General features: G+C 70.6%; 18 protein-coding genes and 1 pseudogene. 2 read left to right on the top strand and 17 right to left on the bottom strand.

From position 1 onward, the window contains the following. The 5 genes and pseudogenes from RR1_RS11900 to lspA all read right to left on the bottom strand — a co-directional run. Positions 1 to 388: PHP domain-containing protein (locus RR1_RS11900; protein ID WP_143153810.1), on the bottom strand; the 388-nt coding region annotated here is incomplete at its 3' end. 76 nt (positions 389 to 464) lie between these two features. Beyond that, a pseudogene (rarD, locus tag RR1_RS11905) lies at positions 465 to 1,354 on the bottom strand (EamA family transporter RarD). A 29-nt stretch (positions 1,355 to 1,383) separates the two neighbouring features. After that, positions 1,384 to 2,025: a hypothetical protein gene (locus RR1_RS11910; RefSeq protein WP_010836517.1), complete on the bottom strand. Its 642-nt coding sequence runs from the start codon at positions 2,023 to 2,025 to the stop codon at positions 1,384 to 1,386. Positions 2,026 to 2,041: 16 nt separating this feature from the next. Beyond that, positions 2,042 to 2,968, bottom strand: a complete 927-nt coding sequence (locus RR1_RS11915) for an RluA family pseudouridine synthase (RefSeq protein ID WP_040772124.1) — start codon at positions 2,966 to 2,968, stop codon at positions 2,042 to 2,044. Further along, a complete protein-coding gene (lspA, locus tag RR1_RS11920; RefSeq protein ID WP_218017476.1) occupies positions 2,965 to 3,519 on the bottom strand; it encodes a signal peptidase II in 555 nt (184 codons plus the stop codon). Before lspA ends, RR1_RS11915 begins: the two co-directional genes overlap by 4 nt. Positions 3,520 to 3,755: 236 nt before the next feature. On the opposite strand from lspA, the gene RR1_RS11925 reads away from it, so the two are divergent. Then, the gene (locus tag RR1_RS11925; RefSeq protein WP_010836520.1) at positions 3,756 to 4,706 is read left to right on the top strand and encodes a DUF6263 family protein; all 951 of its coding nucleotides are present in this window, start codon (positions 3,756 to 3,758) and stop codon (positions 4,704 to 4,706) included. Between the two features lie 107 nt (positions 4,707 to 4,813). Continuing rightward, complete coding sequence (locus tag RR1_RS11930) at positions 4,814 to 5,491, top strand: sensor domain-containing protein (RefSeq protein WP_051111016.1); 678 nt, start codon at positions 4,814 to 4,816, stop codon at positions 5,489 to 5,491. An 85-nt stretch (positions 5,492 to 5,576) separates the two neighbouring features. Here the strand turns inward: RR1_RS11930 and RR1_RS11935 are convergent, their stop codons facing one another. The 12 genes from RR1_RS11935 to murC form a co-directional block, all read right to left on the bottom strand. Further along, entirely contained in the window at positions 5,577 to 6,065 is a 489-nt protein-coding gene (locus RR1_RS11935) for a WKL family lipoprotein (protein WP_051111017.1), read from the bottom strand. 246 nt (positions 6,066 to 6,311) lie between these two features. Beyond that, positions 6,312 to 7,676: a DNA polymerase IV gene (locus RR1_RS11940; RefSeq protein ID WP_010836523.1), complete on the bottom strand. Its 1,365-nt coding sequence runs from the start codon at positions 7,674 to 7,676 to the stop codon at positions 6,312 to 6,314. Between the two features lie 7 nt (positions 7,677 to 7,683). After that, entirely contained in the window at positions 7,684 to 10,764 is a 3,081-nt protein-coding gene (gene ileS, locus RR1_RS11945) for an isoleucine--tRNA ligase (protein WP_274518684.1), read from the bottom strand. Positions 10,765 to 11,150: 386 nt separating this feature from the next. Then, a complete protein-coding gene (locus RR1_RS11950; RefSeq protein ID WP_010836525.1) occupies positions 11,151 to 11,354 on the bottom strand; it encodes a hypothetical protein in 204 nt (67 codons plus the stop codon). 22 nt (positions 11,355 to 11,376) lie between these two features. Next, positions 11,377 to 12,201 carry a DivIVA-like cell division protein Wag31 gene (gene wag31, locus RR1_RS11955; protein ID WP_010836526.1) on the bottom strand — a complete coding sequence of 275 codons (825 nt, stop codon included), beginning with the start codon at positions 12,199 to 12,201 and terminating at the stop codon, positions 11,377 to 11,379. An 87-nt stretch (positions 12,202 to 12,288) separates the two neighbouring features. Then, a complete protein-coding gene (locus tag RR1_RS11960) occupies positions 12,289 to 12,591 on the bottom strand; it encodes a YggT family protein (RefSeq protein WP_010836527.1) in 303 nt (100 codons plus the stop codon). Positions 12,592 to 12,782: 191 nt separating this feature from the next. After that, entirely contained in the window at positions 12,783 to 13,418 is a 636-nt protein-coding gene (locus RR1_RS11965) for a cell division protein SepF (protein WP_010836529.1), read from the bottom strand. A 27-nt stretch (positions 13,419 to 13,445) separates the two neighbouring features. Next, entirely contained in the window at positions 13,446 to 14,177 is a 732-nt protein-coding gene (locus RR1_RS11970) for a YggS family pyridoxal phosphate-dependent enzyme (protein WP_040772125.1), read from the bottom strand. A 17-nt stretch (positions 14,178 to 14,194) separates the two neighbouring features. Next, positions 14,195 to 14,929, bottom strand: a complete 735-nt coding sequence (gene pgeF, locus RR1_RS11975) for a peptidoglycan editing factor PgeF (protein ID WP_010836531.1) — start codon at positions 14,927 to 14,929, stop codon at positions 14,195 to 14,197. Next, the gene (gene ftsZ / locus RR1_RS11980) at positions 14,926 to 16,137 is read right to left on the bottom strand and encodes a cell division protein FtsZ (RefSeq protein WP_040772126.1); all 1,212 of its coding nucleotides are present in this window, start codon (positions 16,135 to 16,137) and stop codon (positions 14,926 to 14,928) included. Before ftsZ ends, pgeF begins: the two co-directional genes overlap by 4 nt. 298 nt (positions 16,138 to 16,435) lie before the next feature. Then, complete coding sequence (locus RR1_RS11985; protein WP_238558912.1) at positions 16,436 to 17,302, bottom strand: cell division protein FtsQ/DivIB; 867 nt, start codon at positions 17,300 to 17,302, stop codon at positions 16,436 to 16,438. Beyond that, complete coding sequence (gene murC, locus RR1_RS11990; RefSeq protein ID WP_010836534.1) at positions 17,299 to 18,810, bottom strand: UDP-N-acetylmuramate--L-alanine ligase; 1,512 nt, start codon at positions 18,808 to 18,810, stop codon at positions 17,299 to 17,301. The genes RR1_RS11985 and murC overlap by 4 nt, the downstream gene beginning before the upstream one ends. Positions 18,811 to 18,824: the final 14 nt, after the last annotated feature.

The following is an 18,824-nucleotide window of genomic DNA, read 5'->3' on the forward strand; positions in this document are numbered from 1 at the left end:
CCAACTGGCCCTCGATCGACGCCAACGACGACAACTTGAACAGATTCCGCACACCCGTCGCGTTCTCCGCGACCATCGTCATGTGCGTGTACGCACCACTACCCGACACATCGTCCGACTTCTGCCCCGGATCACCCCACTTGACCCGCTTCGACGAGAACCGCGACTCCGGCGCCACATACGCCTCGATCCCGATGATCGGCTTGATCCCGTGCTTCGTCGCGACGTTGTAGAACTCGCTCGCCCCGTACATGTTGCCGTGATCGGTCATCCCGACCGCCGACATCCCCAACCGCTCCGCCTCCGCGAACAACGGCCCCACCTTCGCCGCACCATCGAGCATCGAATACTCGGTGTGATTGTGAAGATGCACGAACGAGTCAGCCACGAACGCCTCTTTCGTCTCGTCGTCGGCCGGTGTCGTCGCGTCGGTGTCGTCGCGTCGGCCTGGGGGCGCACCGAGTCTAAGCCCTGCCTCCGACACCACCCGGGGTGCCGCGCCGTCGCCGCAGGCGAACTGTCACGTCTGTGGTGAAAATCGCGAGCGCGACCCAGATCAGAGCGAATCCGGCCCACCGCGACGCGGGCATCTCCTCGTGCGCGACGAGCACTCCCCACGCCATCTGGAGGGTCGGTGTGAGGTACTGGAACATCCCCATCGCCGCGAGCGGAACGCGCTTGGCCGCGAACCCGAACAGCAGGGGCGGCGCCGCGGTGACAGGCCCCGCGGCGAGCAGCAGCAGAGTGTGCCCGAGCCCGTCCGCCACGAACGTGCTCGTCCCGGTGACCGCGAGGAAAACGAGATATCCGATCGCGAACGGCGCCGCGACGATGCCCTCGGCGGTGAGCGACGAGCGCGGGTCGAGCGGAACGACCTTCTTGACGAGCCCGTACGTCGCGAACGAGCCGGCGAGCAGCAGCGCGACGACCGGCACGCGGCCGTAGTCGACAGTGATGACGACGACGGCCGCGAACGCGAGAACCAGGGCGACGGCGACGGGCCGGGTGAGTCGTTCACGGAAGATCACGACGCCGAAGATCACGCTCACGAGGGGGTTGACGAAATACCCGAGCGCGGCCTCGACGACACGTCCCGACGTCGCGGCGTAGATGTAGACGCCCCAGTTCAGCGAGATCGCCGCCGACGCCGCGGCGACGATCGCCCACGTCCGCAGCGGCAGCCCGCGCAGCAGCCCGAGCCGGCGGGTGGGCGCACCCACGACGAGCATCAGCACGAGCGTCCACACGACGCGATGCGCGAGAATCTCGACCGGGCCCGCGCCCGTGAGCAACCCGAAGTAGGCGGGGAACGCACCCCAGATCGGTAGGCGCCGACGGCTGCGGCGGCCCCGATCCCGACGCCTGTCGCGGCGTCGGGGTGTGTCACGGACCGACCGCCGGGATCGGCCCGTCGTCGGGTCCGGGAGCGATCGTGCGGGTCTGCTCGGGTTCGAGCGGCCGCACCGCGAACCTGCCGGCGACGGCGTCGGCGGGCGCCACCTCCACGGCCCGCACGACGGGCTCGGCGGCGAGCGCGCGCAACGCGTCCGCCTCACCGCGCACCACCGCGGTGAGCACGCACCGGCAGTTCTCGCCGAGTTCGGCGGACGTGTACGCGAGGGCGGCCGACGCCCGATCCGACGACGCGACCATTCCCTGCGCCCGGCCCTGGGCCAGAGCGGGGGCGCGGAGCAGCGCGTCCTCCCCCGCCGCGACCGACAGCGTCACGACGGGCATCTGGACTCGATCGAGTTGCGCGCGGAAGAGCACCTGCGCGACCCGGACGTCGGCGGCCTCGGTCACCGCGGCGAGCGTCGGCACGTCGATCTGCTCGGTGAACGACACCAGCGCCCACCGCGTGCCGTCGGCGGCGTCGAGGCCGTCCCGCGCCGTACTCAGATAGTCGTCGACCTGTGCGCGCCCGTCGGGCCCGAGCGAGTCCGACATCGCGACGTGGGTCCGTGTCGACGGGGTCGCGATGCCGACACCGACGACGAGCGCCAGCAACGCCACGACCCCGATCACGACCCGGCGAGACACCTCACACGTTCCGGAGGACGTCGAGCGCGTGCTCGAGATCGGCGGGATAGTCGCTCGTGATCTCGATCCAGCGGCCGTCCGCGGGATGCGCGAAGCCGAGGGAGCGGGCGTGCAACCACTGGCGCTGCAGGCCGAGCCGCTCGGCGAGCCGCGGGTCGGCCCCGTACGTCAGATCGCCGCAGCACGGATGCCGCAACGCGGAGAAGTGGACGCGGATCTGATGCGTCCGGCCCGTCTCGAGGTGGATGTCGAGCAGGCTCGCCGCCTGGAACGCCTCGACGGTGTCGTAGTGCGTGACGCTGGGCTTGCCGTCCGCGGTGACCGTGAACTTCCAGTCGCTGCTGCGGTGCCGTCCGATCGGCGCGTCGATCGTGCCGCTGCTCGGATCGGGATGCCCCTGCACGAGGGCGTGGTACCGCTTGTCGATCGTGCGCTCCTTGAAGGCACGCTTGAGGACGGTGTACGCACGCTCGGACGTCGCGACGACCATGACGCCGGACGTCCCGACGTCGAGGCGGTGGACGATGCCCTGCCGTTCGTGCGCTCCGGACGTGCTGATCCGGAAGCCGGCCGCGGCGAGACCGCCCACGACGGTCGGCCCGGTCCAGCCGACGCTCGCGTGCGCAGCGACACCGACGGGCTTGTCGACGGCGACGATGTCGTCGTCCGCGTAGAGGATCTCCATCCCCTCGACGGGTTCGGCTTCGACGGTGAGCGGCCGCGGGGGCTCGGGCAACTGCACCTCGAGCCACGACCCGCTGGGGAGCCGATCCGACTTGCCGGCCGGCCCGCCGTCGAGGGCGACCGCTCCTTCGTCGCAGAGCGCGGCGACCGCGGTGCGCGAGAGCCCGAGCAGGCGCGACAGGCCGGCGTCGACCCGCATGCCGTCGAGTCCGTCGGGGACGGGCATCGACCGCGTCTCCCTCATTCCGCGGTCTCCGCGCCGGGCTGCTTCGCCTCGGACTTCTGCGTCGTCTCGGACTTCTGCGCGTCACCCGACTTGCCGTCGCGCTCGTACCGGGTGCCGTTCGGCTCGATGCCGAAGAGCGTGAGCACGACGAGCAGGATCGCGCCGCACACGATCGACGAGTCGGCGACGTTGAAGACGGGCCACCAGCCCACCGACACGAAGTCGACGACGTGGCCCTGCATGAACCCGGGGGCACGGAAGAGCCGGTCGACGAGGTTGCCGAGGGCGCTGCCGAGGACGAGTCCGAGGCCGAGCGCCCACCACCCCGACCGCAGCCGCCGTCCCATGCGGATCACGCCGATCACGACGGCGACGGCGACGAGCGTCAGCAGCCACGTCATCCCGGTCGCCATCGAGAACGCAGCGCCGGGGTTGCGGACGAGCGTGAGCGTCACGGTGTCGCCGATGATCTCGACGGGATCGCGCGGATCGATGAACTCGACCGCGGCGATCTTGGTGACGAGGTCGGCGACGAGAATCGACAGGGCGAGCGCGACGAGCGTCGTCATACGCGGCCGACCCGCGGGTTCGGCGTCGTCGTGCGGCCGCGTCGCGGCCTCGCTGTCGGGCGTGTCGTGTCCGGTCGCGGACGCGCGATCGTGGGGGACGTCGGGGCTCACCCCTCCATCATCCACGATGCGCGAGCCGATGGCCGCCCCCCGGTCCGTAACCTGGACGGGTGTCTGCCGCGCCGCCCCTCCCCGCAGCCCGTGTCCGTCCCCGATCGGCTCCGTTTCGCGGTCGCGTGGCGTCGAGCGGCGAACGCGGCCGCCGGCTGCGCCGCGTCGGTGCGGCCGCCGTCGCGGCGGTGGCCTCGCTCTCGCTCGTCGCCGCGTGTTCGTCCGAGGACGAGCCCGCCACGGCACCCCCGGCGGGCGGAGCGACCGGTGAGGTGACGGTCCCGATCTCGGCGATGACGACGCGACTGCTCGATCCGGGCGCCGAACCGCACGCCACGATCGAGGTCGCCCCCGCCGACGGGACCTCGCAGCGGATACGTATGACGACCGAATCCGGTGTCCATCAGCAGATCGGAACCCAGCCGACGCAGGACTTCTCGTCCCCCGAACTCACGCTCGATCTCGATGCGCGGACGCACACCGAGCCCACCGGCGGCTACCGCGTCGAGATGACCATCGCGGACACCTCCAGCCCCGACGAGACACTCGGTCGCGCGCTCGAGGACGCTGCCGGTTCCGGCGCCGGCCTCACTGTCGCACCCGACGGCTCGGTCACCGCACTCCGACTCCGGCCGGCACCCGACTCGCAGGACATCGCGCGCTCGGCCATCGAGCAGGCCTTCTACACGGCCGTGTATCGGATGATCGCGTTCCCGGCCGAGCCGATCGGCGTCGGCGCGCAGTGGACGATCCACCAGAACGTGCAGAGCGGAATCGCGCTCGACCAGACGACGACGGCGACACTGACCGCACTCGACGGCGACGTCGCGACAGTGGAGTTCAGCGTCGACCAGACCCCGCAGTCACCGACGTGGACGCTGCCCGGCGACGGCGGCACCCTCGACGTCGACCGCTACGTCATGCAGGGAACCGGGACGGCGCGAGTCGACATCGGCTCACCGCTGCCCACGCTCCTCGACGTGTCGGTGGGCGGCGAACAGTCGTACAGCGATCCGGCGGGGACGACGGCGCTGCACCAGACCACCACCAACAGTGTCGAGCTGAGCGAGCAGTGAGACCGGCTTCACGAGCAGTACTGCGGCGCACAGCACCGGGCCGCACAGTACTGGGGCGCACAGTACTGCGGCGCACCGCGTTCGGCGCCGTCGCCGCGGTGGCACTCATGGCCGCGGGCTGCGGCGACGACGACGGCACGGGAGCCGAACCGATCGGAGCGCCGGTCACCGCGAACCCCGAGGCACCCGGAACGCCGATCCTCGGCGACGACGCGCTCGCGGCGACGCTGCTCGACGTCGCAGATCTGCCGCCCGGGTTCGTCGCGCAGCCCGATCCGGTCGCGGACCTCGGCCTCGATCCCGAACCGGGACCCGACGACTCGCGCACCGATCCCGCACAGTGTGGTGACGTGCTCGCGCCGCTGGACCGGCAGAGCGATCCCGAGTCCGCAGCCGCACGCGCGTTCACGGGACCAGGCTTCACGAGCATCGATCAGGACAGCGCGTCGTACGGCGACTCCGCCGCCGCGGCCGACGCGTTCGCCGCGGTGCAGCGCACGCTCGCCGAATGCTCCGAGTACAGCGGTACGGACGCCGACGGCTACTCGATCGAGTACCGCGTCGGTGCGGGCGAGGACGTCGCCGTGCCGGGCGATCCGGCGCCGCCGAGCGCGACGGTCCGGGTGGAGTCGACGAGCGAAGGAATCACCCTCTACTCGGACGCCGTACTCGTCGCCGTCGGGCCGACCCTCACCCAGGTCGTCGTGACCGGCACCGAACCCGCCGACTCCGGTGAGGTCACGGATCTCGTCGATGCCGCGGTGGCGCGGCTCGACGCGCCCTGACCCGGTAGGCCCGAGCCCCTGACGCCCGTGGGCCCCGGAACCGTACGGTTCCGGGGCCCACGAGAGGTCGTTCGCGTGCCGTGTGTCAGGCGGGGCACGCAGGCGACGTGAGGCCCGCGAGCGTCACAATCTGGCACGCGCTGGCCTGCGCGAGCTGCCACTCGCCGTCCGGCGTGGGCACGAACTGCGCCGCCGGGCCGCCCTGCTGCGGCTGGCCGTTGATCGTCAGCTGCAACTGGCCCGAGGCCGAGCCGTCACCGTTGTCGATGATCGGGTCGAGCACCTGGACCTGCACGCCGTTCTGCTGTGCGGCAGCGACGACCTGGTTGATCAGCTCCGGATCCTGCTCGGCGCCCTCGACCCAGCCGACCTTCTCCTCCAGCGGGACGGCGGGGTCCAGCGCCCGGTTGAGCAGGTCGTTGAAGTAGGCGGCGTCGGGCAGCTCGGCGATCACGGCGTCCTCGGTCGTCGTGGCGGCGGCCGTGGTCGTCGTGGTCTCGGTCGTACCCGAATCGTCGGAGCCGCAGGCCGTCATCGTCAACGCAGCGGCCACGGCGACGGTGGCAACAGACATGGTCCGGAACTTGCGAAGCTTCAACTCGATATCCTTCTTCGTCTCGGGGATCGGCGGTCTCGCACGATCGTGGCATGACCGCCACACGCGTCCACGACGAGGGCGACGGGCCGGTTCAGCGTATCGGACCCCCACCACCGGTCGGGGACACACGTGGCTTCCGTCGGCGCACGCTACCGGCCGCACCTGTGGACTCTCTGAGAGACCGGCGGGCAGGCCGACGCGCCGCACGGCGCCGGCGGCGCGTCAGGCGAGACTGTCGAGCGCATCGGCGAGAATGAGATCGGGATCGTCGGCGGAGAATGTGCGCGCGACGCCGGGACCGGTCGTGCGGGTCTCGAATCGGACGGTGAGCACGCCGTGTCCCGCTCCCTGCACCCAGCCGTGCCCGTGCTCGGGGTGGCGCACGTCGAGCCCCGGATACCAGCGGTCGGTGGGACGGCGCGCGGACGCCGGAACCTCGCCGATCGTCTCGGGCCCCGCCGGCGTGTCGGGGTCTCCGCCGGTGGTGAGCGCGACCGATCCCCCGTCCCGACAGAGCGAGTCGAGATCCGGGAAGAGCGATCCCTGGCTCGCCGTCGACAGGCCCGAGTACCCCACTCCGACGAGCCGAATCGGCCCGATCTCCGCGGGATCGAGGATGCTGCGCCGTGCCGCCGCGGCGAGGACCTCGGGGTCGGCGCTCGCGTACGCCAGCGTCGTCGATCGTGTCAGCACCGACATGTCGGACTTCTTGAGCTTCACGACGACGGTCCGCGCGGCCCGGCCGTCGGCACGCAGCCGCCCGAACGCCTGGGCGGCACTCGCGTCGACCGCCGCCCGCAGTTGCGCGAGCGTCACGATGTCGCTCGCGAAGGTCGTTTCGGCGCTGATCTGTTTGGCCTCCGCGCGCTCCGCCACAGTGCGATCGTCGAGGCCCCGCGCGATGCGGTGCAGTGCGGGGCCGATCGTCGCGCCGAGCAGGGACGCGACCTCGACCTCCGGTGTCCGGGCGAACTCCCCGATCGTGTCGATCCCGACGCGCGCGAGCTTCTGCTCCGCGACCGGGCCGACGCCCCACAGCTTCCGGACGGGAAGCGGGTCGAGCACGGCGTGCTGGTCGTCGCGCCCGATCACCAGCACACCGTTCGGTTTCGCGAGGCCCGACGCGATCTTCGCGGCCTGCTTGCCGGGCCCGCCGCCGAGCGACGCGACGAGTCCGGTCTCCTCGAGGACGCGGGCGCGCATCCGTTCGCACCACTGCCGCACCTCGTCGGCAGAGGCACCCGCGAGGTCCGCCGGTTCGGCGAACGCCTCGTCGACCGACAGCTGCTCGACGACGGGAACGAACGACCGGACCACCTCGAAGACCCTGCCGCTCAGCGCCGAGTACAACGCGCCGCGAGGCGGCAGCACGACACCGGCCGGCCCGACGAGCCTGCGGGCACGGTGCATCGGCATCGCCGACCTGGCGCCGAACACGCGCGCCTCGTAGCTCGCACCCGCGACGACGCCACGGCCGCCCAGCCCTCCCACGAGGACGGGGCGACCGCGCAGCGTCGGTCTGCTGAGCTGCTCGGCGGACGCGAAGAACGCATCCATGTCGAGATGCAGCACCCAGCGGGCGGTCACCGCACGCTCAGTCCCGCGCCACCCGCGCGAGCGACGCGCGCACCCCGTCGCCGAGGTCCACGCCGTCGTCGCCGACGGTGCTGAACTCGAGCGACGTCGCGAGGACCTCGCCCGCGACGAGGTCGCGATGACGCTCGGCCCAGTCCCGCCGCGCGCCCGGGACATCGAGCACGACGGCGATGCGGTCGGACACGTCGAGCCCGGCGGCACGGCGGGCCTCCTGCAGCTCGCGGATCCGGTCCTTCGCCCAGCCCTCGGCCTCGAGCTCCTCGGTCACGTGCGAATCGAGCACGACGACACCGGTTCCCGCGGGCAGCGCCGCCGTCGACTCGGGTTCGACCGCCACGAGCTTGCGCGTGAACTCGGCGGGCTCGAGCGCGATCCCGGCGGCGACGACCGTGCCGTCCGCCTCCTCGTGCCAGTCCCCCGCCTTGACGGCCTTGATGACGGTCTGCACGTCCTTGCCGAGCCGCGGGCCCGCAGCACGAGCGTTGACCGCGATCTCGAACCGGCCGTGCGCACCGACGTCGTCGGTGAGATCGACCTTCTTGACGTTGACCTCGTCGGCGATGAGGCCCGCGAACGGCGCGAGCCGCTCGGCGTCCTGCGCCGCGACGGTCACCTCGGACAGCGGCAGCCGCACCCGAAGCTGCTGCGCCTTGCGCAGGCTCAGCACCGTCGAACACACCGTGCGGACCTCGTCCATCGTGTCGACGAGGTCGGTGTCGGAGGTGAGTTCGTCCGCGGTCGGCCAGTCGGCGAGATGCACCGAACGGCCGCCCGTGAGGCCACGCCACACGACCTCGCTCATCATCGGCAGCAACGGCGCCGCGAGCCGCGTCGTCACCTCGAGGACGGTGTGCAACGTGTCGATCGCGTCCTCGTCCTCGTCCCAGAACCGCGTCCGCGACCGCCGCACGTACCAGTTGGTGAGCGCGTCCGCGAACTGCCGCAACTCGTCGCACGCACCCGCGATGTCGATCGCCTCGAGCGCGCGAGTCATCTCGTCCCGCGTCGCCGCGAGCTTCGCGAGGATGTACCGATCGAGGACGTTCGGCGAATCCGTCCGCCACACACCCGGTTTCGGTGCGTACAGCTGCAGGAAGCTCCACGCGTTCCACAACGGCAGCAGCGCCTGCCGCACGCCGTCGCGGATCCCCTGCTCGGTGACGACGAGATTGCCGCCACGCAGGATCGGCGAGGACATCAGGAACCAGCGCATCGCGTCCGAGCCGTCACGATCGAAGACCTCGTTGACGTTCGGGTAGTTGCCCTTGGACTTGCTCATCTTCAGGCCGTCGTCGCCGAGCACGATGCCGTGCGCGGCGACCGACTGGAACGCCGGCCGGTCGAACAGCGCCGTCGCGAGCACGTGCAGATTGTAGAACCAGCCGCGGGTCTGCCCGTTGTACTCGACGATGAAGTCGCCCGGGTAGTGCGTCTCGAACCAGTCCTGGTTCTCGAACGGGTAGTGCACCTGCGCGAAGGGCATCGATCCCGACTCGAACCAGCAGTCGAGCACCTCCGGCACCCGGCGCATCGTCGACCTGCCGGTCGGATCGTCCGGATTGGGCCTGGTCAGCTCGTCGATCGCCGGCCGGTGCAGGTCGTCCGGACGCACCCCGAAGTCCCGTTCGAGTTCGTCGAGCGAGCCGTACACGTCCGTACGCGGGTACGCCGGATCGTCCGAGACCCACACGGGGATCGGGCTGCCCCAGTAGCGGTTCCGGCTGATGTTCCAGTCGCGAGCGCCCTCGAGCCACTTGCCGAACTGCCCGTCGCGGATGTGATCGGGCACCCACCGGATCTGCTGGTTGAGCTCGACCATCCGGTCACGGAACTCGGTGACGGCGACGAACCACGACGGCACCGCCATGTAGATCAGCGGCTGTCCGCTGCGCCAGCTGTGCGGGTACGAATGCTCGATCGTCTCGTGCCGCAGCAGCCGGCCGTTCGCCTTGAGGTCCTTGATGATCACCGGGTTCGCGTCGAACACCTGGAGGCCCTCGTACTGCGGCACCATCGAGGTGAACTTCCCGCCCGCGTCGAGCGGCTGGACGAGCTCGATGCCGTTCGCCGTCGCGACGTCCATGTCCTCCTCGCCGAACGCCGGCGCGAGATGCACGACGCCCGTACCGGAGTCGGTCGTGACGTAGTCCGCGGCAAGGATCCGGTGCGCGTTCTCGCGACCCACGAAGAAGTCGAACGGCGGGTCGTACGCCAGTCCGACGAGGTCGGCGCCGGTGTGCTCGGAGAGGATCGCGGGCTCGGCGCCGAGCTCCCGCGCGTAGTGCGCGAGCCGTTCCTTCGCGAGGATGTACCGCGCGCCGTCGACCTCGACCTGCACGTACGTCAGCTCGGGGTGTACGGCCATCGCGAGGTTCGACGGCAGCGTCCACGGCGTCGTCGTCCAGACGAGCGCGGCGGCGCCGTCGAGTTCCGATCCCGGTGCCCGCAGCGGCATCGTGACCGTGACGGCGGGGTCCTGCCGCATCTTGTACGCGTCGTCGAGCTTCGACTCCTGATTCGACAACGGCGTCTGCTCGTACCACGAGTACGGGAGCACCCGGAAGCCCTGGTAGATCAGGCCCTTGTCCCACAGTCGTTTGAACGCCCACATCACCGACTCCATGAAGTCGAGATCGAGCGTCTTGTAGTCGTTGTCGAAGTCGACCCACCGAGCCTGGCGCGTGACGTAGTCACGCCACTGGTCGGTGTAACGCAGGACCGACTGCCGGCAGTAGTCGTTGAACCGGGCGATGCCCATGTCCGAGATGTCGCCGGTCTTGATGCCGAGTTGCTTCTCCGCTTCGAGCTCGGCGGGCAGACCGTGCGTATCCCAGCCGAACCGGCGATCGACCTTCTTGCCGAGCATCGTCTGGAAGCGCGGGACGACGTCCTTGACGTAGCCCGTCAGCAGATGGCCGTAGTGCGGCAGCCCGTTCGCGAACGGCGGGCCGTCGTAGAAGACGAACTCGTCGTTGCCCTCGCGCTGCGTGATCGACGCGCGGAAGGTGTCGTCGGCCTCCCAGTCGGCGAGGACCTGCTCTTCGAGACGCGGAAACGACACGCCGGAGTCACGCGGCATGTCGTAGGCGATGCGCGGGTACCCGTCGCGAACGTCCCGCGGTGTCGGGGTGTCGGCAGTCATCGTGGCTCGTCTCCTCGTGCCCGTCGTGTCCGGCACGGGGACGACGCGGCGCATCTCGCGCCGGGCCGCGGTACCACCCCGCTTGCGCCGCTCGCCGGTGACGGCAGCGCCTCTCTCACGGACTGTGACGGGTCCACCCGTTCGGTTCTACTGAGCCGCGTCGGCGGCCGTTCTTCCGAAAGACTCCCCGGTGATGGCCGGATCGGTGCCTGCGCGTGCGCCGACGAATCGGAGCACCCGATGTGTCGAGATTAGCAGTCCGTGACCACGGAGCCGACGAGCGTGCAGACCCGACGAGCGTGCGCACGCCCCACCGGGCGTACTCAGCGACGATGGCGGTGCGCTGACCGATCCGGCTCGTCACGCGGCCCGGCGTGCTTGCCACCGAGTGCCGACACGAGCAGCAGCACTGCGCCCGCGAGACACACGGCGATACACGCCCAGGCCCACGCGACCGAGCCGGTCGTCACGGCCACCACGAGCAGGGCGAACCCGATCGCGGCGAGCGCGAGAGTCGCGATCAGCACGGCGCGCCGGCCGACCGTCGGCTCAGTTGCCGCCCTTCGCGTAGGACTGGGTGAACGACTCCTGGCTGCCTTCCGCGGGCGCGGCCGAGCCACGCTGCTCGAGCTCTTCGAGCTGCGACTCCAGGTACGACTTCAGGCGCACCCGGTACTCCCGCTCGAAGGTCTTGAGCCGCTCGATGCGGCCCTCGAGAACGGAACGCTGCTGGTTGATCGTCGCCATGATCTCGGTGTGCTTCTTCTCGGCATCGCTCTGCAGCGCATCGGCCTTCTCCTTGGCCTGGCGCAGCTGCGTCTCCGAGCGGGTGCGCGCGTCGGCCAGCAGTGTGTCCGACTTCTCACGCGCCTCGGCGATCATCGACTCCGAACGTGTACGCGCATCGCTCACGAGCTGCTCGGAATTGGTGCGAGCACTGCCCAGCAGCTGCTCCGACTCCGCCTTGGCGTCGCTGGTGAGCCGATCGGCCATCTCCTGTGCGAGGCCGAGGACCTTCGCGGCCTGCATGTGCGCATCCGAACCGGAGGACGCAGCGGCGGGCGCCGCCGCAGGAGCGCGGGCCGGTGCTGGTGCCGGTGCCGGTGCCGGGACGGGCTTGGTCTCGGCAGGACGCGGAGTCTCGGCCTTGACGGGAGCCGAGTCCGACGCGGAACGGCCGTTCTTGGCCTCTGCGAGCTCCTGGTCGAGTTCGGTCACCCGCTGACGCAGATCCGTGTTCTCCTCGATCAGATGTGCGAGTTCCTGCTCGACGAGATCGAGGAACGCGTCGACCTCGTCTTCGTTGTAGCCACGCTTCCCGATCGGCGGCTTGCTGAACGCGACGTTGTGCACATCAGCTGGGGTCAGCGGCATGGACGGATCCCTTCACGCGGTTACTTGGCGGGCGAGCAGCCCGGACACTTTCCGGACGACTCTTCATCGTCAATTGTCACCATTGTGTCACACCACGCCCGCGGCACGGGCTTGTCCTTGCACGATCGACATCAGAATGAACACGAGAAACAGCAGCACCATGATCGACAGATCGAGACGGACGCCACCGAGATTGATCGGCGGAATCACGCGGCGCAGCAGCTTCACGGGCGGGTCCGTGACGGTGAAGATCGCTTCGAGCACGATGACGACGAAGCCGCTCGGCCGCCAGTCTCGTGCGAAGGTCCGGACGAACTCCACGACGATCCGGCCGATGAGCAGCAACCAGAACAGGAACAGCAGCAGGTACAGCACCGAGAACAAGGCCACATCCTCACTCTGCCCGAAACTCGCGGGCTGGTCCAAACCACAGGCACACTCTCGGCCCCCGGACCGTTGAGATCCGGGGGCCGAGAGTCGCGCTGGAAGATCTTGCAGGACAGGTCGTCCGGACGGCGCCGCGTGGGTCGATCGCCCCGGCGCTCGTCATCCGGTCGGTCTCACCGCCGGGTGCGGCGTCGTCACTTCTGGCTGTAGAAGCCCGTCTCCGCGATACGGCGACGTTCCTCCGCCGACACGTCGATGTCGGCCGGCGACAGCAGGAAGACCTTCGTCGCGACCTTGTCGAACGATCCGCGCAACGCGAACGCGAGACCCGCCGCGAAGTCCACGAGTCTCTTGGCGTCGGCGTTGCTCATCTCGACGAGATCCATGATGACGGGCGTGCCGTCACGGAAGCGCTCACCGATCGTGCGGGCCTCGCTGTAATCACGCGGACGCAGCGTCGTGATCTTCGACAGCGGACCACCCTCGTCGAACAACGGCGACCGGCCGTCGCCACGCGACGCGAAGCCGCCACCGGACGCGCGAACCGGCCGCGGGCCCGGTGCCGCCGGACGGGGACGCACGGGTGCGGCTTCGCTGCGCGGCGCACGGCGCTCGTAGCGGTCGTAGTCGGCATCCGCGTCGTCTCGCCGCGACGCGTATCCGGCTGCGCTGTAGGAAGGTTCGAACTCGCGGTCCTCGGGACGGTACGAGGCCGGCTCACGTGCGGGCCGCGGCGCGCGGCGCGGCTCCGGCTCGTCGATGTAGTCGTCCTCGTAGTCGTCGAGCGGGACCATGCCGAAGTACGCCTTGAACTTGTGCAAGCTGCTCATTGTCGACCTTCCTTCGCGCGGCGAGAACTAGGGCGAGACTATCGGCCGTGATCCGAGGATCGCGGTTCCGACACGCACGAGCGTCGACCCGTGTGCGATCGCGGCCTCGAGATCTCCGGTCATCCCCGCCGACAGCGCGCCCGAGTGCGGAAACTCCGCGACGAAGCGGTCGCGGATCCCCGCGAGATCGGCGAACGCGCGTTCGGCGTCGGCGCCGAGCGGGGCGACCGCCATCAGCCCCGCGCAGTCGAGGGAGTCGCTCGCCGACACCCGCTCGCCGAGACTCGCGAGGTCGGCCGCCGCGACGCCACCCCGCGACGTGTCGCCGTCGAGACTGACCTGGAGATACACGGACAGCGGCCCGGACCGCGCGCCGTCGTCGAGCGCGGCGCGCACGCCCCTCTCGAGTGCGTCGACGAGCTTGTGGCCGTCCACCGACTGCACGACCGACGCCCAGCGGGCAACGGCCTTCGCCTTGTTGCGTTGCAGCCGCCCCACCATGTGCCAGCGGATGTCGGGGGCGTCCAGCGCCGCGGCGACGTCGGCGACCTTGACGGAAGCCTCCTGCTCGCGCGATTCGGCGAACGCCCGGGCACCGAGCCCGTAGAGGATCTCGACGTCGGAGCTCGGGAAGAACTTGGTGACGGGCAGCAGTTCGACCGCGTCGCGCGCGCGACCCGCGTCGGCGCACGCCCGTGCGACCCGCGCCTCGACGGCGGCCAGCGACTCCGCGAGCTCGGCGCGGCGAGCCCCGCTCACCCCCGGCTCCACCCGATTCACGCCGATTCCATCCAGATCACCGCGGCGAGCCGTCCCGTCGGTGCGTCGCGACGATGGCTGAACAGTTCGGTGTCCTCGATCGTGCAGCGCGGATCCTCCGCGACGGCGCCGACGCCGGCCGTGGTCAGCTGGCGCCGCAGTCCGGCGCGCAGATCGAGCCCCGGCGTGCCCTTCTCGGTACGGCTCGCGCTGCCGGGCAGATGCGTCTCGACGTCCTGCTGCATCGCGAGCGGAACCTCGTACCGCCGACCGCTCGCCGCCGGGCCGAGCAGGGCTCCGATCCGGGCGGGTTCGGCGCCGAGTCCGATCATCGCGTCGAGGACACGCGGCACGATCCCGATTCGTGCGCCGATCCGGCCCGCGTGCACGGCGGCGATCACGCCCGCGTCGTCGTCGGACAACAGGATCGGGACGCAGTCGGCGCTGAGCGTGACGAGCGCGAGATTCGGCACCGTCGTGACGAGAGCGTCCGTCGCGGCGACGGGCCCGTCCTGCGGTTCCGTCACGACGGCGACGTTGCGGCTGTGGATCTGCTCCATCCAGACGAGCCGATCGGGCGGAAGCCCGATGCCCTCCGCGAGCCGGCGCCGATTGACGGCGACCGCCTCGGGATCGTCGCCGACGTGATCGCCGAGGTTGAAGCTGTCGTACGGTGCCGCCGACACACCGCCCCGCCGGGTCGTGACGACCCGGCGGACACGGCGTGCGTTCGAGGTGTGTGCGTCGTTCACCGCTGCATGAACGTCGGAACGTTGATCTCGTCCTCGTCGTCCCCGATGTCGGTGACGGGCTCACGGCGGCCGTGATCGGGCTTCGGCGGGGTGCCGCGAACCGGATCCGGCAGCGGCGGCAACGTGCTCCCGCCGGTCGCGCCTGCGGGCTGCGACGGCGCCTCCTCACGCGAGCCGTGTCCGTCGACGTCGCCGGCCCGTCCCACACCGATCGCGGTGCGGCCCGCCTTGTCGCCACCCTCGCCCTGGCGGCGCGTGGGAGTCCCGCCGTCGAAGCCGGCGGCGATGACCGTGACCCGAACCTCGTCGCCGAGCGAATCGTCGATCACGGTGCCGAAGATGATGTTGGCGTCGACGTGCGCCGCCTCCTGGACGAGCGACGCGGCCTCGTTGATCTCGAAGAGACCGAGGTCGCTACCACCGGCGATCGACAGCAGCACGCCCTTGGCGCCTTCCATCGACGCCTCGAGGAGCGGCGAGTTGATGGCCGACTCGGCCGCCTTGATCGCGCGGCCCTCGCCCCGCGAGCTGCCGATGCCCATGAGCGCGCTGCCGGCTCCCGACATCACACCCTTGACGTCGGCGAAGTCGACGTTGATCAGGCCCGGCGTCGTGATGAGATCCGTGATGCCCTGCACGCCGTTGAGCAGGACCTCGTCGGCCGAGCGGAACGCGTCCATGAGGCTCACGGCGGCGTCGCCGAGCTGGAGCAGGCGGTCGTTCGGGATCACGATGAGCGTGTCGCACGACTCGCGCAGCGACTGGATACCCGCGTCCGCCTGCGATCCGCGGCGCTTGCCCTCGAACGAGAACGGGCGCGTGACGACGCCGACGGTGAGCGCGCCGAGCTTGCGGGCGATGCTCGCGACCACGGGAGCGCCACCGGTTCCGGTGCCACCACCCTCGCCCGCGGTGACGAAGACCATGTCGGCGCCCTTGAGCACCTCTTCGATCTCGTCCTTGTGGTCCTCGGCGGCCTTGCGCCCGACCTCGGGGTCGGCACCCGCGCCGAGACCACGGGTGAGTTCGCGGCCGACGTCGAGCTTGACGTCGGCGTCGCTCATGAGCAGCGCCTGCGCGTCGGTGTTCACCGCGATGAACTCGACGCCCTTGAGGCCCTGCTCGATCATGCGATTGACAGCGTTCACGCCGCCGCCGCCGATGCCGACGACCTTGATTACGGCGAGGTAGTTGTGCGGGGGCGTCATCGGCTCTCGCCTTCCGTGAGTGTGTTTCGCGTGCTCGTGCTGGTGGTGCTGGTACTGCTGCGGATGGTCAACTATCGCCTTCCCGGTGTGCGGGCCGCCGAGACCGCCCCGACCTGTCGTGTTCCGGTCCGGGCCGAACCCTCGACCACAACCCTCAACCTCAACCATAGGGTTAGCGTTATGTCAAGTGCTCGACTGCGACCGAACGTTAGGTGGCCACGGGGCTCGATGCCATTAGGCGCGCCGCTCGCGGACGAATTCTCGTGTCGCGCGTTCCGGTACCGGCGGGGACCCGGCGTCATCGCACCGTCGGCAGGTCGGGACTCGACACGTCGAAGGTCCCGCCCGGCTGGGTGAGCAGTGCCAGGGTCACCGCCGCCTTGCGCTCGGCGTTCTCGTCGGCACCCCACAGCACGATCCGTTCGTCCGCGAGGGTGAACTCGACATCCGAGATCGTCGAGGCCCGCACGACCGTCACCTGATCGCGCAGCGGCGCCGGCAGACCGCTCAGGGCACCCAGCGCCGCCTCCGTCGCGGGATCACCGAATCCGGCGTTCTCGGCGACCAGCTCCGGGACGCCGGGCGGCGGCGGGGCGGTCTCGAAGTCGACGCCGTCGCGGTCGAGCAGATGCGGGCCGTCGTCCGCCTGCACGAAGACCATGGGCGTGCGTTCCTCGACCGTGACGCGGACGGTGGACGGATAGACCCGCTGGACCCGGGCCGACGCGACCTTGCGGAGCTCCGCGACGCGCATCGCCGCCGCGCCCGTGTCGACACGCGCCAGCGGCTGCCCGTCGGGAACGGCCAGCGCCGTGCGCACGTCCGATTCCGGGACGGTCGCTGCACCGGTCACCTCGATCTCGCGGACCGACAACACCGGCGTGAAGAAGACGACGGCACCGAGTCCCAGCACGACGACGAGCACCGCGACCGCGATCGGGAGCGGACGGGCGTACCACGACCGCCGCGGACGCTCGGGCCGTTCCGTGTGCTCGCGACGCTCGGCACCGGGCCCACGTCCGGGCTTCTCGCGGCGCTCGGCCTTTCCCGCGCGCCGGGCTCGCTCGTCCGGCCGCTCGCCGCCCACCCGCTCCGGGCGCGCGCGGCGCTGCTCGCTCTCGCGCCGCCCCCGCTGCGACGCCGCATCTCGGCGGTCCCGCGTCACCGCGGACTCTCGAGCCGCGGCGCCGAGCCGAGCGCGCCGAGGATCTGGTTGCCGAGCATCGTGACGTCGCCCGCGCCCATCGTGATGACGATGTCGCCGCGCCGGGCGAGGTCGGCGACCTGCCTCGGCACGAGCGAGAGGTCGGGCTGATAGTGGACGGGACGCGTCACCGACCGCGCGATGAGCGCGCCGCTGACCCCGGGAATCGGCTCCTCACGGGCACCGAAGACGTCGAGCACCACGACCTCGTCCGCGAGATCGAGCGCCTGCGCGAACTCCTCGGCGAACGACGCCGTCCGGGAGTACAGGTGCGGCTGGAAGACGACGATCACGCGGCCGTCGCCACCCGTGTGCGACGACGCGACGAGTTCGCGTGCGGCGCTCAGCACGGCCCGCACCTCGGTCGGATGATGCGCGTAGTCGTCGAACACCCGCACGTCGTGCTCACGGCCCGTGAACTGGAAGCGCCGGTGCACTCCCCCGAAGCCCGCGATGCCGTCCAGGATCTCGTCGGTCGACGGCGCCTCACCGGTGTCGGTGACGGCGTCGCGCGCCGCGAGGAACGCTCCGAGCGCGTTGAGCGCCATGTGCCGGCCGGGAACGCCGAGCCGGACGGTGCGCGGCCGCGACTCCCCCGCGACGTGCACGCGCATGACGCCGCCGACGTCGCGCGGCTCGAAACCGACGAGCCGCACCCCGACCTCGACCCCGTCGACGGGCGCGAACGGATCGCCGTCGTCGGCCGTCGCACCCGTGTAGCCGACGACGCGGATGTCGTCGCGCGCCGCCGCGACCCGGGCGCCGAGCGCGTGGGCGCCGGGATCGTCGAGACAGACCACGAGCAGCCCGCCGGGCTGGATGCGCGTCGCGAAGTCGTCGAACACCTGCACGTACGCCTGCGCCGTCCCGAAGAAGTCGAGGTGATCGGCCTCGATGTTCGTCACGACGACGACGTCGGGGGTGTACTGGAGCAGCGAGCCGTCGGATTCGTCGGCCTCCGCGACGAAGACGGCGCCGCTGCCGTGATGGGCGTTGGTCCCCGCTTCGTTGAGCTCGCCGCCGACCGCGAACGACGGATCGACACCGCAGTGCTGCAGGGCGACGACGAGCATCGACGTCGTGGACGTCTTGCCGTGCGTGCCCGAGACGAGCAGCGTCCGGTCACCCGCCATGAGGGCCGCGAGGACCGCGGGCCGCAACGAGATCGGGATGCCGCGTCGCCGAGCCTCGACGAGCTCGGGATTGTCCTGCGGGATCGCGGCGTGCGTCGTGACGACCGTCGTCGGGCCGCCCTCGACGAGGTCGAGTGCGCTGGCGTCGTGACCCACGCGCACCTGCGCCCCGCGCGCCCGCAGCGCGAGGACGGACCTGCTCTCCTTCGCGTCGGACCCGGACACCTTGCCGCCGCGCGAGAGCAGAATGCGCGCGATCCCCGACATGCCCGCCCCGCCGATTCCGACCATGTGGACTCGCTCGAGTTCCGGCGGCAGGCTTTCCGACGCGCTCATCGTTCGCTATCCCT

The sequence above is a fragment of the Rhodococcus rhodnii NBRC 100604 genome (genome assembly GCF_001894925.1).
GTDB classification, from domain to species: Bacteria; Actinomycetota; Actinomycetes; order Mycobacteriales; family Mycobacteriaceae; genus Rhodococcus_F; species Rhodococcus_F rhodnii.

Coding starts and splice junctions, on each gene's coding strand:
- RR1_RS11915 (WP_040772124.1), bottom strand. CDS start 2,968: ATGAGGGAGACGCGGTCGATGCCCGTCCCCGACGGACTCGACGGCATG.
- lspA (WP_218017476.1), bottom strand. CDS start 3,519: ATGACGACGCTCGTCGCGCTCGCCCTGTCGATTCTCGTCGCCGACCTC.
- RR1_RS11930 (WP_051111016.1), top strand. CDS start 4,814: ATGGCCGCGGGCTGCGGCGACGACGACGGCACGGGAGCCGAACCGATC.
- RR1_RS11935 (WP_051111017.1), bottom strand. CDS start 6,065: ATGTCTGTTGCCACCGTCGCCGTGGCCGCTGCGTTGACGATGACGGCC.
- ileS (WP_274518684.1), bottom strand. CDS start 10,764: ATGCCGCGTGACTCCGGCGTGTCGTTTCCGCGTCTCGAAGAGCAGGTC.
- wag31 (WP_010836526.1), bottom strand. CDS start 12,201: ATGCCGCTGACCCCAGCTGATGTGCACAACGTCGCGTTCAGCAAGCCG.
- RR1_RS11965 (WP_010836529.1), bottom strand. CDS start 13,418: ATGAGCAGCTTGCACAAGTTCAAGGCGTACTTCGGCATGGTCCCGCTC.
- ftsZ (WP_040772126.1), bottom strand. CDS start 16,137: ATGACGCCCCCGCACAACTACCTCGCCGTAATCAAGGTCGTCGGCATC.
- murC (WP_010836534.1), bottom strand. CDS start 18,810: ATGAGCGCGTCGGAAAGCCTGCCGCCGGAACTCGAGCGAGTCCACATG.